We start from the raw sequence: 11466 nt of genomic DNA on the forward strand, positions 1-11466 counted from the left end.
AATCCGCTAGAGTTCAACACGTCGCCGGGACGCGGAAGCGGACCGAATCGACAGGCGGACGTAGCTCAGTTGGTAGAGCGCAACCTTGCCAAGGTTGAGGTCGCGAGTTCGAGCCTCGTCGTCCGCTCGCAGGAAGAGGGGGCCTCCCGGGTCCCCTGCACTCCTGGTGGAGTGGCCGAGAGGCGAGGCAACGGCCTGCAAAGCCGTCTACACGGGTTCAAATCCCGTCTCCACCTCCAAGGACGATTAGCTCAGCGGGAGAGCGCTTCCCTGACACGGAAGAGGTCACTGGTTCAATCCCAGTATCGTCCACTGGTCCGCAAGGATCACCGATCCGTACGGATCCCCGCGCGATTAGCTCAGCGGGAGAGCGCTTCCCTGACACGGAAGAGGTCACTGGTTCAATCCCAGTATCGCGCACGCAGTACCGCACCTGGTGCTCCCAGGACGATTAGCTCAGCGGGAGAGCGCTTCCCTGACACGGAAGAGGTCACTGGTTCAATCCCAGTATCGTCCACACCGCCCGAAGCCCCCGGCCGTCTCCACGGCCGGGGGCTTCGTCGTGGCTCGGTCCGCGCGATCAGCTGGAGAAGAGCATGTGGCCGAAGCTCTTGTGGCGGTGGTGGCCGTGGTGGCCGTGGCCGCCGTGCGGGGCGCCCCAGGCGGGCGCCGGAGCGGCCGGGTACGCCTGCGGGGCGGCGGGCGGAGGCGGCGGGGCGGGCTGGGACCACTGGGCCTCCAGGCGGGTCAGCGACTCCAGTTCGCCGTAGTCGAGGAAGATTCCCCGGCAGCCGCTGCACTGCTCGATCTGGACGCCGTTGCGGTTGTAGGTGTGCATCGGTGCACGGCACTTGGGGCACTGCATCGTCGGCTCAACTCCTCGCCGGTCGGTACTGCTTCGCGTATCTCCAGGACAGACTCTGTCCGGCCACGGGTCGGTTGCACCCTACGGCGCGGAAATCCTGCTCAACCGCCCGGGGTGGAGGGGCGGACGGCGGCCATCCGGGAGCAGGCGTCGACCAGTGACCGCTCCACCTCGTCCAGGTCCCGGCCCGCCGCGACGGCCTTGGTGACGGCCCTGGCGGCGGTCTGCGCGGTCAGGGCACGGGCCGGGACGTCCAGCGAGGGCCAGGGGTCTTCGCACGCCGGCACGGCGGGGCCGCCGGCCGCGCGGTAGGCGGACAGGAAGCGGTCCCACTCCCCGGGCGGGAGCAGTCCGCACGCGTACCAGGCGGCGGGGCGGGCCAGGTCCCAGGCCGGGGCGCCGGTCCCCAGGTCGTCCACGTCTATCAGCAGCCAGGGTCCGGCGGGCGAGGGGTGGCGCACGAGCTGGCCCAGGTGGAAGTCACCGTGGCAGAGGGTGGCCGCGTCCGGCAGGGGTGCCTCGCCCCGGGCCCATGCGGGGAGGGCGGCCCAGGCGTCCAGGACGGCGGCGGTGGCGGGATGGTGCGGGGCGGTGGTCCGGAGCAGGGCGACGGCGCGGGCGGCCTTCTCGGGTCCGCGCATGGGCGGCACGGCGGTGGGGGCGGGGGCCCGGTGGAGGCGGGCGAGGAGGGTGGCCGCGGCCTCCCACGGTGCGGCGTCCGGGTCCCCGGGGTCCACGGGGGCGCCGTAGGGCCAGTAGGTGACGAGCCGGTCGTGCAGGGCGACGGGCGCCGGGTGGAGCGGGGGGAGCAGGATGCCGGGGAGTCCGGCGGCGACGCCGACGCGGAGGGCCAGCGCGGCGGAGTCGGCGTCCGCCGCGTGGGCCTTGGCGACGGTGCCGGCGTGCCGGACGACGGTGCCGTCGGGGCGGTCGGCGAGGGTGGCGTCGCCCTCGGCAGCCGCGCCACAGGGGCAGGCCGCGGTGCGGGCGTGGGCCGTCTGCCTGACGCGGGCCGTCAGGGCGGGGAGGAGGGCGTCCGTGGTCACGGGGTGAGGGTACGCAGGTGCGCTGTCGCCGGAGTCCGGCCGAGGGGGCTCGCCCGCGAGGGAGCGCGGGCCGAGGGGGGCCGGCCCGGGGGCGGGTGCTCCCGGCGGCGGAAAGAGCAATGCCGGCGCAGCTCCCCAGCTGCGCCGGCATTTTGCCGTCCGCCGCACCCCCGTCCCCACGGGGTTTCATGGGTGGATGTCCCCGCCCGGACCGCTCTTCCGGGCCTGGGGTCGCCGCTCAGCGCCCCAGCATCACACCCACGGACGACGCCTGTGTGGCCACTGTCTCCCACCCGTCGAAGACGAGGAGGAGCAGGACCGCCAGGGGCAGGGCCATGATCGTCGCCACCAAGGGGTGACGGCGGGTCTGACGGCGGCTGTCGCGCGTGCGGACCAGCGTCCGCAGAACCGTCTGGGCCATGGTCCCTCTCCTGACCGTTTCCGTTGTCTTTGGCAGCGGCGGGCGTCTGACCTCGGGGGACGAGTGCTGCACCCGCCGCTTGACCTCAAATCTAGGCGTCCGGGGACCACCGGGCGTCATGCCCTCGTACCGATTGCCGGGCCTCCCGGAGGATGAGCGCCGGCCCGGGGCGTACTCCCCTGGGTGGAGACCGGGTCCCCGACCTCGGGGTCTTCCCGGAGGGGCTGTCCATCATGACCCGGTTTCTCCGCACTGTCCGGTGACATCGCTCACTCCCGTCACCTCCCGGCGCACGCCCGCCTCCCCCCGGCGCACGCCCCCGCGCCCCCGTGGACCGCCGGCCCGTGACACCCCCACGGCATCCGCCGCCGCCCTCGGCCCGCCGCCCGCCGCCGGTCCAAACCCCGGGCGCCGACGGGCTCTTGGGACCGCGCGCCACCCGGAGCCGGCCGGGCCTCGCCTCCCCTGACCGCCCCTCAACTCTCGCACCGGGCACTGACAATCCCTCGCCCCGAGAGGGCGCGGCCTCTGCGCGCGGGCGGCCGTCGAAACGTAAGCTGTGGCACGTCACAGGGACCGGGCAGCGGGGATGAACATGGCGATGATGCGCCTGAGGCGCGAGGACCCGCGCGTCGTCGGCTCGTTCAGGCTTCACAGGCGGCTCGGCGCGGGTGGAATGGGCGTGGTCTACCTGGGCTCCGACAAGAAGGGGCAGCGGGTCGCGCTGAAGGTCATCCGGCCGGACCTGGCCGAGGACCAGGAGTTCCGTTCGCGGTTCGCCCGCGAGGTCTCGGCGGCCCGGCGCATCCGGGGCGGCTGCACCGCGCGGCTGGTCGCCGCGGACCTGGAGGCCGACCGCCCCTGGTTCGCGACGCAGTACGTGCCCGGCCCCTCCCTGCACGACAAGGTCGTCGACGGCGGTCCGCTCGGCGCGGCCGACGTCGCCGCGGTGGGCGCCGCCCTGTCCGAGGGCCTGGTCGCGGTGCACGAGGCCGGGGTGGTGCACCGGGACCTGAAGCCGTCCAACATCCTGCTGTCCCCGAAGGGACCGCGGATCATCGATTTCGGCATCGCCTGGGCCACGGGCGCCTCCACGCTCACCCACGTCGGCACCGCGGTCGGCTCCCCCGGGTTCCTCGCTCCGGAGCAGGTGCGCGGGGCGGCCGTCACCCCGGCCACCGACGTCTTCTCGCTCGGCGCCACCCTTGCGTACGCGTCGATGGGCGACTCGCCCTTCGGGCACGGCAGTTCCGAGGTGATGCTGTACCGCGTGGTGCACGAGGAGGCCCAGCTGCACGGTGTCCCGGACGCCCTCGCGCCGTTGGTGCGGGCCTGTCTGGCCAAGGATCCCGAGGAGCGTCCCAGCACGCTGCAGCTGTCGCTGCGGCTGAAGGAGATCGCCGCGCGGGAGGCGCAGGGGCTGGCCGACGTACGGCCGCCGGCACCGCGCGGCGCGGAGGCGGACATGCCGACGGGGCGGCTCGCGGACACCTACCCGGAGCGGGCGCAGCGGCGTCCGCAGGGCAGGCCGGGTGCGCAGGGCACACCCGCTCCGCGGAGCACGTCGGGGTCCCGCGGGCCCGCGCCGTCCCGGGGTGCGGATCCGTCGCGCGGCGGCACGCCCTCGCGCGGGGGCACCTCGTCACGGGGCGGGGCCGCGCGGGGCGGCAGCACGTCACGCGGGGGCGGGGCGGCGCGGGGAGGTTCGCGGCCCACGCCCGCGTCCCGCGGCAACACCGGACGCAACGCCTCCCGCCACGACAGCGGCGGCCGGTCCGCTCCCCGCAGCGGGGCGGGCCGTACGGCTCCGAGGACCACGGGGACCGGGTGGCGGCGCCCCGCCAATCCGCGGCTGCTGCGGCAGCGCCTGTTCGTGTTCGTGGTCGTGACGCTGCTGGTGGCTCTGGGCATCGCCGCCGCACAGGGCTGCCAGGGACCGTCGCGGGGACTCGGTGACGAGCGGGATGGGCTGCGGGCGCAGCAGGAGCGGGTGGACGTCCGGGGTGACATGGCCGGGCCGGGCCCGGTCTCCGGGGTCTAGCGGTCCGGACGTCCGGCGCCCACAGGGCGCGACCGCGGGCCTGCCGGGCACAGCCGGCGCGGGGTCGGCGCGGGACTGGTCGCGGCGGTGCCGGGTGCTCGGCTCCGACGTGGCAGTGCCCGGTCGACGGGACCGGTTCTTCGACGTCCTCGTCCGGGACGGCTCCCGGTGCCGGGAACGGCCGGCTGCCCCCGGTGGGCGCAGCGGCCGGTGGGCGGTCCGATACTCCGTGGGGCGAACCGTCGCTCGGTGGGGCGAACCGTCGTTCGGTGGCCGGTCCGTTGTTCCGTGGCGGGTCCGCTGCTCGGAGGCCGGTCCGCCGCTCGGTGGCGGGTCCCTACACGGTGGCCGGTCCGCTGGTCCGTGGCCGGTCCGCCGCTCGGTGGCGGGTCCCTACACGGTGGCCGGTCCGCTGGTCCGTGGCCGGTCCGCCGCTCGGTGGCGGGTCCGCTACTCCGTGGGGCGGCCCGCCGTCACCGCGTAGAACGCCACCGCTGCCGCCGCGCCCACGTTCAGGGAGTCGACGCCGTGGGACATCGGGATGCGGACCCATCGGTCGGCCGCCGCCAGGGCGCGCCGGGACAGGCCGTCGCCCTCGGCGCCCAGCATCAGGGCCACCCGGTCCATGCGGTGCGGGGCGACCTCGTCGAGGGGTTCGGCCCGCTCGTCGGGCGTGAGGGCGAGGAGCGTGAAGCCCGCCTCGCCGACCGTGGCCAGCCCGGCCGGCCAGGTGTCGAGGCGGGCGTACAGCACGGAGAAGACCGCGCCCATCGAGACCTTGACGCTGCGCCGGTACAGGGGGTCCGCGCAGTCCGGGGAGAGCAGGACCGCGTCGATGCCGAGGGCGGCGGCGGAACGGAAGATCGCGCCGATGTTGGTGTGGTCGTTGACGGACTCCATGACGACGACCCGCCGGGCGGCCCGCAGCAGGTCCGCCGCCGAGTGCAGGGGCTTGCGCCGCATCGACGCGAGCGCGCCGCGGTGCACGTGGTAGCCGGTGACCCGTTCGGCCAGCTCCGGTTCGACGACGTACACCGGGGCCGGGGCCTCGTCGATGACGTCGCGCATGGTGTCGACCCACTTGGCGGAGAGCAGCATCGAGCGCATCGCGTAGCCCGCGTCGCCGGCCCGCCGGATGACCTTCTCGCCCTCGGCGATGAACAGGCCCTCGGCGGGTTCGCGGCGGCGGCGCAGCTCGACGTCGGTCAGGCCGGTGTAGTCGTGCAGGCGCGGGTCGTCGGGGGTGTCGATCGTGATCAGCTCGCCCATGTCAGGCCGTCCCGTGCGGGCCGACGCCGACGACCTCGCCGACGACGATGACGGCGGGCGGCCTGACCTCCCGGGCGACGACCGTCTCGGCAACCGTGGCGAGGGTGGCGTCCACGCGGCGCTGGGCGGCCGTGGTGCCCTCCTGAACCAGGGCGACCGGGGTCTCGGGGGACCTGCCGTGCGCGACGAGGGTCTCGGCGATCCTGCCGATCTTGTCGACGCCCATGAGGATCACGAGTGTGCCGGTGAGCTTGGCGAGGGACGGCCAGTCGACCAGGGAGCGCTCGTCGTCGGGGGCCACGTGGCCGCTGACCACGGTGAACTCGTGGGCGACGCCCCGGTGGGTGACGGGGATGCCGGCCGCGCCGGGGACCGAGATGGAGCTGGAGATGCCGGGGACGACGGTGCACGGGATGCCCGCCTCGGCGAGCGCCTGCGCCTCCTCCATGCCCCGGCCGAAGACGAAGGGGTCGCCGCCCTTGAGCCGTACGACCGTCTTGCCCTGCTTGGCGTGCTCGATCAGCGCGTTGTTGATGGCCTCCTGGGCCATGAAACGCCCGTACGGGATCTTCGCGGCGTCGATGACCTCGACGTGCGGGGGCAGTTCGGCGAGCAGGTCCCGCGGGCCGAGCCGGTCGGCGATGACGACGTCGGCCTCGGCGAGCAGGCGGCGCCCGCGGACGGTGATCAGGTCGGGGTCGCCGGGACCGCCGCCGACCAGGGCGACGCCGGGAGTGCGGGTGCGCCGGTGTGGTGCGACGAGAGTGCCGTCGCGCAGACCCTCGACCACCGCGTCGCGGATGGCGGCGGTGTGGCGGGGGTCGCGGTGGCGCGCGTCGGTGGTGAGCACGGCGACGGTGACGCCCTCGCTGTGGCCGGTCGCCGGGGTCCAGGCCGTGGCCTGGTCGGCGTCGTCGGAGCGCACGCACCACACGCGGTGCCGTTCCGCCTCGGCGGAGGCCGCGGTGTTGGCCTCGCTGTCGCTGGTGGCGATCAGGGCGTACCAGGCGTCCGCGAGGTCGCCTTCCGCGTACGGGCGCCGCTCCCAGGTGATCTCGCCCGCGTCGGCCATCGCCTCGACGGACGGGGTGGCGTCGGGGGACACGAGGCGGACGTCCGCGCCCGCCGCGATGAGCGCCGGGAGGCGGCGCTGGGCCACCTGCCCGCCACCGAGGACGACCACGCGGCGGCCGGTCAGGCGGAGGCCTACGGGGTAGGCGGGGTGTTCGGCCATGAGGGAGCGCTCCTCGTCCTGGCGGTGCGGAGGGCGGCGCTGCGGCAGTGGAGCGGCCCTGACGTGGGGATACGTGGATTCTAGGAGACGTGCGCAAGGGGCACGAGGTCGGATCGGCGCGGGCGGGGGGAAGGCCGTCGGTGCGGCCGGGGGGGCAGTCGGTGCGGCGGGGCGGGCGCGGCCGGTTCGCCGGTCGCGCCCGCCCTTCCCCGTCGTGGCTACTTCTCCGTCACGCCCGCCGAGTCGAAGGTCGCCACCTCGTGCATCGCCCTCGCCGTGCTCTGCACCATGGGCAGTGCGAGCAGGGCGCCCGTGCCCTCGCCGAGGCGGAGGTCGAGGTCGACCAGGGGTCGCAGGCCCAGCTTGTTGAGCGCGGCGACGTGACCGGGCTCGGCGCTGCGGTGACCCGCGATGCAGGCCGCCAGCACCTCGGGGGCGATCGCGCGGGCCACCAGGGCGGCGGCGCCCGCGCTGACGCCGTCGAGGATGACCGGCGTGCGCAGGGAGGCGCCGCCGAGCAGCAGGCCGACCATGGCGGCGTGCTCGAAGCCGCCGACCGCGGCGAGGACGCCGATGGGGTCGGCCGGGTCGGGCTGGTGGACCTCGATCGCGCGGCGCACGACCTCGGTCTTGCGGGCCAGGGTCTCGTCGTTGATGCCGGTGCCGCGGCCCGTGACCTCGGCCGGGTCGGCGCCGGTGAAGACGGAGATGAGCGCGGCGGACGCGGTGGTGTTCGCGATGCCCATCTCGCCGGTGAGCAGTGCCTTGTTGCCGGCCGCCACCAGATCGCGGGCGGTCTCGATGCCGACCTCGATGGCCTGCTTGGCCTCCTCGCGGGTCATCGCGGGGCCGGCGGTCATGTCGGACGTGCCCGCGCGGATCTTGCGGGGCAGCAGACCGGGCGTCGCGGGCAGGTCGGTGGCGACGCCCACGTCCACGACGCAGACCTCGGCGCCGACCTGGCTGGCGAAGGCGTTGCAGACCGCTCCCCCGCCCAGGAAGTTGGCCACCATCTGGGCGGTGACCTCCTGCGGCCAGGGGGTGACGCCCTGGGCGTGCACGCCGTGGTCGCCGGCGAAGACCGCGACGGCGGCGGGCTCCGGGATCGGCGGCGGGCACTGCCGGGACAGTCCGGACAGCTGGGCGGAGATGATCTCCAGCATGCCGAGCGCGCCGGCCGGCTTGGTCATGCGCTTCTGCCGCTCCCACGCCTCGCCGAGCGCCTTGGCGTCCAGCGGGCGGATCTGCGCGACGGTCTCGGCGAGCAGGTCGTGCGGTGCCTCGCCGGGCAGGGCGCGACGGCCGTAGGTCTCCTCGTGGACGACCCAGGACAGCGGGCGGCGCTTGGACCAGCCCGCCTGCATCAGCTCGGGCTCGTCCGGGAACTCGTCGACGTATCCGACGCACAGGTAGGCGACGACGTCCAGGTGCTCGGGCAGGCCGAGGGCGCGGACCATCTCCCGCTCGTCGAAGAAGCTGACCCAGCCGACGCCGAGGCCCTCGGCGCGGGCGGCGAGCCACAGGTTCTCGACGGCGAGCGCGGAGGAGTACGGCGCCATCTGCGGCTGGGTGTGCCGGCCCAGGGTGTGGCGCCCGCCGCGGGTCGGGTCGGCGGTGACGACGATGTTGACCGGGGTGTCGAGGATGGCCTCGATCTTCAGTTCCTTGAACTGCTTGGCCCGGCCCTTGGGCAGCGACTTGGCGTACGCGTCGCGCTGACGCATCGCCAGTTCGTGCATGGCCCGCCGGGTGTCGGCGGAGCGGATGACGACGAAGTCCCAGGGCTGCGAGTGGCCGACGGAGGGCGCGGTGTGCGCGGCCTCCAGGACGCGCAGCAGCACCTCGTGCGGGATGGGGTCGCTGCGGAAGCCGTTGCGGATGTCGCGGCGTTCGCGCATGACCTTCAGTACGGCCTCGCGCTCGGCGTCTGCGTAGGCGGGTGCCGCCGGGCCGGTGGACTGTCGTGCTTCCGCCTCGGCGGCCGTGCTCACGTCGTGCGGGTCTTCCTGGTCGGTGGCGGCCCGGGTGTCCAGGTCGTCGGCGTTCTGGGCGACTTCGGGGTCGGTTTCGGGACCGGTTCCGGTGTCCGCCTCGCGCGGGGCCGGGACCGGGGAGCCGGACGCGGGGGCCTCGGGGGTGGCCTGGGCGGCCGGGGCGTCCGCGGCGGGCCGAGCCGGCTGCGTCGCCGGTGTGTCCCACGTCCCCGGCGGTACGGCGAGCGCCTCGGGGGGCGTCGGCGCGAGGTGCGGGGCCGTCGGGACCTGGCCACCGTCCACCGGTACGAAGAGGCCCACGGCCTGGTCGGGGTGGTGCCCGGCGGCCGGGGCCGGGTGCGGCGCCGGCTGGACGCCGTCCGTCGGCGTCGCGTCGGCCGCCGCCGGTTCGGGCGCACCGTGCGGAGCGTCCGCCTGCCGCGACACGTCGCTGCCGCCGAGGGACTGGGGCCCCTGAGCGGGCTGCGGGGCGACCGGGGTGGGCTGGGTGTCCGGCACGGGCGTCTGCTCCTCCGGGCCGGGCTGGGCGGAGGGGCCGGGCTCGCCGGACTGTCCGTCAGCGACCGGCTCACCGTCCGGGAGGGGCCGGCCGTCCGGGACGGGCGTCGGCTGGTCGCCCTGGGCGGCCGGGCCGTCCGGGGTGAGCTGGCCGTCCGGGGCGGGCTGAGCGTCCGCAAGCGGCCGGCCCTCCCCGGCAGTCCGGTCGTCCGGCTGTGCGTCGGCGACCGTCCCGTCGTCCGGCCGGTGCGCGGCGGCGTCCTGCGGTGCGTCGGCCTGCGGTGCGGCCTGCTGGGGGACGGGCTGCGTCTCCGGGTGCGGGTCTTCCTCCGCTGCTGCCTGCACGGGCTGTGCGGTGACCTCCGGCTCCGCGACCGCCTCCGGTGCCGCGACGGGCTGTTCGGTGGCGAACACGGTCTCCGGGGACGGCTCGTGTCCCTCGGGCTCGGTCGCGGTTTCGGCGGGCGTCCGGTCGGTCGCGGTGGCGGCGACCGCTGGGGCGTCCCCGGTCACCGGTGCCCCGGCAGCCGGGACTTCCTGGGGACCGGGAACCTCGGACGGCGACTCAGCGCCCTGCACGGACTCGGCGGCCTGAGGCGCATCGGTGCCTTGGACGGACTCGGTGGTCTGGACGGACTCGGTGGCCTGAGGCGCATCGGTGCCCTGGACCGGCTCGGCGGACTCGGCCGGGCCCGGGGCCTCGACGGGCTCGACCGCCTCCACGGCCCCCGGGGCTGCGGCCGGCTCCACGACCGGCGCGGCCTCCGGAACCTGCGCCGGTTCGACCGCCTGCTCGGGCCCCTGTGCCTCGGCCGCCCCGTCTGCCAGGCCCTCTGCCGCCGGCTCCACCGTCCCGACGGGTTCCGGGGCTTCGGCCGGCTCCACCGTCGCGCCGGGCTCCGCGGCTTGGGCCGGCTCCACGACCTGCGCGGAACCGGGAACCTGCGCCGGTTCGACCGCCTGCGCGACATCGGGCTGCGCGGCATCGGGCTGCGCCGCTTCGCCCGCCTGTGCGGACGCCGGCGCCTCAGCCGGCCCGGCGGCCTGCTCGGGCCCCGGGTCCCCGGCCGGTTCCACCGGCCCGGTCGTCGGTACGGCCTGGGGTACGCCCGCCTCGGCGGCATCGGTCGCCGGGGCGGCGTCCGGCCCCGGCTGCCCGGGGGTTTCCGTCACGGCCTGGGCCGGCTCGGCCACGGGCTCGGTGGGAGCCTCCTCGGCCCCCGCCGGGGCCGTGCCCTCCGCAGCCGAAGGGGCGGCCTCACCGCCCTCCCCGGCCGTCGCCGCGACGGCCTCCGTCGCCACGCGCGTCACGAGGGCCTGTGCGGCACCCACCGGCTCCGGCGTCCGGTCGGCTGCCGGAACAACCGTTTCCGCATGCACTCCCCCGGCACCCGGGGCCGCGGCCGTCTGCGCGCCCCAGGGCGCCGCGCCCTGCGGAGGCATCGCCGCCGCCTGCGGAACGTCGAGGTACTCGGGACCGGTGGTCGGCGGGCCGGCCTGGCGCACCGGCGCCTCGGCGGGCCCGCGGTCGGCGAGGGAGCGGACCGGGCTCGCGGAGGTGTCGGGGATCGGCGGACCGAGGTGCAGGGGCCTGCGCGGCGGGGCCGGGGCCGACACGGGCTCCGGCGACGGCTCGGGCAGACGGACGCCGCCGAGGTCGACCGAACCGCTGTCGCGGCCGGACAACTCGTGCGGGCCCGGCTGGTGCACGGTCTCCACGACCGGCTCCGGCGCGGGCGGCGCGACCTCGTTGCCCCAGGCGCTCTGCGCTCCCGGCAGCAGCAACAGGTCCTCGTCCTCGGCGGTGGTCTCGGAGAGGTAGGTGTACGCGCCGGGTGCGGGGACGCCCGGCTGCTCCACCATGCCTGCGTTCTCCGGCAGCCCCTCGCCCGGGATCTGGCCGGTGTCGGTCATGCGTAACCCCTCGCCCATCGGTTAGTGCTTCTACGACCAGCTCACCCGGGACGGCGCACCGACCGCCCCACAGTGAGAACGAGCGTGCGTGCCCAGCGGCACGAACGACCCGCCGGAAATGACGACAAAGCCATTGAGTGGCATTGTCGCGGTCGTTCCCCCGTCACGACAGCTTGATCCGCGA

7 protein-coding genes and 5 tRNA genes are annotated in these 11466 nt (G+C 75.6%); 6 read left to right on the plus strand and 6 right to left on the minus strand.

Features of this window, described 5'->3' with window-relative positions; genetic code table 11:
- The first annotated feature begins 54 nt into the window (after positions 1-54).
- The 5 genes from ACFZP7_RS07255 to ACFZP7_RS07275 all read left to right on the plus strand — a co-directional run bounded on the left by ACFZP7_RS07255 (position 55) and on the right by ACFZP7_RS07275 (position 517).
- Positions 55-127: transfer RNA gene (locus tag ACFZP7_RS07255), tRNA-Gly, on the plus strand.
- A gap of 38 nt (positions 128-165) precedes the next feature.
- Positions 166-239: transfer RNA gene (locus ACFZP7_RS07260), tRNA-Cys, on the plus strand.
- A 1-nt stretch (position 240) separates the two neighbouring features.
- Positions 241-312: transfer RNA gene (locus ACFZP7_RS07265), tRNA-Val, on the plus strand.
- A gap of 36 nt (positions 313-348) precedes the next feature.
- Positions 349-420, plus strand: a tRNA-Val gene (locus ACFZP7_RS07270).
- 25 nt (positions 421-445) lie between these two features.
- Positions 446-517, plus strand: a tRNA-Val gene (locus ACFZP7_RS07275).
- Between the two features lie 63 nt (positions 518-580).
- On the opposite strand, the gene ACFZP7_RS07280 is transcribed toward ACFZP7_RS07275, so the two are convergent.
- From ACFZP7_RS07280 to ACFZP7_RS07290, 3 genes are all read right to left on the minus strand, one after another.
- Positions 581-865 carry a zf-TFIIB domain-containing protein gene (locus ACFZP7_RS07280; protein ID WP_078494819.1) on the minus strand — a complete coding sequence of 95 codons (285 nt, stop codon included), beginning with the start codon at positions 863-865 and terminating at the stop codon, positions 581-583.
- A 101-nt stretch (positions 866-966) separates the two neighbouring features.
- On the minus strand, positions 967-1911 hold the full coding sequence (locus tag ACFZP7_RS07285) for a phosphotransferase family protein (protein WP_385634093.1): 945 nt from the start codon (positions 1909-1911) through the stop codon (positions 967-969).
- A gap of 238 nt (positions 1912-2149) precedes the next feature.
- Positions 2150-2332, minus strand: coding sequence for a hypothetical protein (locus tag ACFZP7_RS07290; protein WP_019325138.1), 183 nt, complete (start codon positions 2330-2332; stop codon positions 2150-2152).
- A 589-nt stretch (positions 2333-2921) separates the two neighbouring features.
- Here ACFZP7_RS07290 and ACFZP7_RS07295 point away from each other — a divergent pair.
- The gene (locus tag ACFZP7_RS07295; RefSeq protein ID WP_385638368.1) at positions 2922-4373 is read left to right on the plus strand and encodes a protein kinase domain-containing protein; all 1452 of its coding nucleotides are present in this window, start codon (positions 2922-2924) and stop codon (positions 4371-4373) included.
- Between the two features lie 450 nt (positions 4374-4823).
- On the opposite strand, the gene ACFZP7_RS07300 is transcribed toward ACFZP7_RS07295, so the two are convergent.
- The 3 genes from ACFZP7_RS07300 to cobT all read right to left on the minus strand — a co-directional run bounded on the left by ACFZP7_RS07300 (position 4824) and on the right by cobT (position 11282).
- Positions 4824-5642 carry a TrmH family RNA methyltransferase gene (locus ACFZP7_RS07300; RefSeq protein WP_385634094.1) on the minus strand — a complete coding sequence of 273 codons (819 nt, stop codon included), beginning with the start codon at positions 5640-5642 and terminating at the stop codon, positions 4824-4826.
- A gap of 1 nt (position 5643) precedes the next feature.
- The gene (gene cobA / locus ACFZP7_RS07305; RefSeq protein WP_385634095.1) at positions 5644-6876 is read right to left on the minus strand and encodes a uroporphyrinogen-III C-methyltransferase; all 1233 of its coding nucleotides are present in this window, start codon (positions 6874-6876) and stop codon (positions 5644-5646) included.
- Between the two features lie 218 nt (positions 6877-7094).
- Positions 7095-11282 carry a nicotinate-nucleotide--dimethylbenzimidazole phosphoribosyltransferase gene (gene cobT / locus ACFZP7_RS07310; protein ID WP_385634096.1) on the minus strand — a complete coding sequence of 1396 codons (4188 nt, stop codon included), beginning with the start codon at positions 11280-11282 and terminating at the stop codon, positions 7095-7097.
- Positions 11283-11466 lie beyond the last annotated feature (184 nt).

Source organism: Streptomyces sp. SudanB5_2050, from assembly GCF_964272335.1.
GTDB classification, from domain to species: Bacteria; Actinomycetota; Actinomycetes; order Streptomycetales; family Streptomycetaceae; genus Streptomyces; species Streptomyces rochei.

What these genes read in the sequence shown, in the direction of transcription:
- ACFZP7_RS07280 (WP_078494819.1), bottom strand. Translation starts at nt 865, where the DNA reads ATGCAGTGCCCCAAGTGCCGTGCACCGATGCACACCTACAACCGCAAC.
- ACFZP7_RS07290 (WP_019325138.1), bottom strand. Translation starts at nt 2,332, where the DNA reads ATGGCCCAGACGGTTCTGCGGACGCTGGTCCGCACGCGCGACAGCCGC.
- ACFZP7_RS07295 (WP_385638368.1), top strand. Translation starts at nt 2,922, where the DNA reads ATGAACATGGCGATGATGCGCCTGAGGCGCGAGGACCCGCGCGTCGTC.
- ACFZP7_RS07300 (WP_385634094.1), bottom strand. Translation starts at nt 5,642, where the DNA reads ATGGGCGAGCTGATCACGATCGACACCCCCGACGACCCGCGCCTGCAC.
- cobA (WP_385634095.1), bottom strand. Translation starts at nt 6,876, where the DNA reads ATGGCCGAACACCCCGCCTACCCCGTAGGCCTCCGCCTGACCGGCCGC.
- cobT (WP_385634096.1), bottom strand. Translation starts at nt 11,282, where the DNA reads ATGACCGACACCGGCCAGATCCCGGGCGAGGGGCTGCCGGAGAACGCA.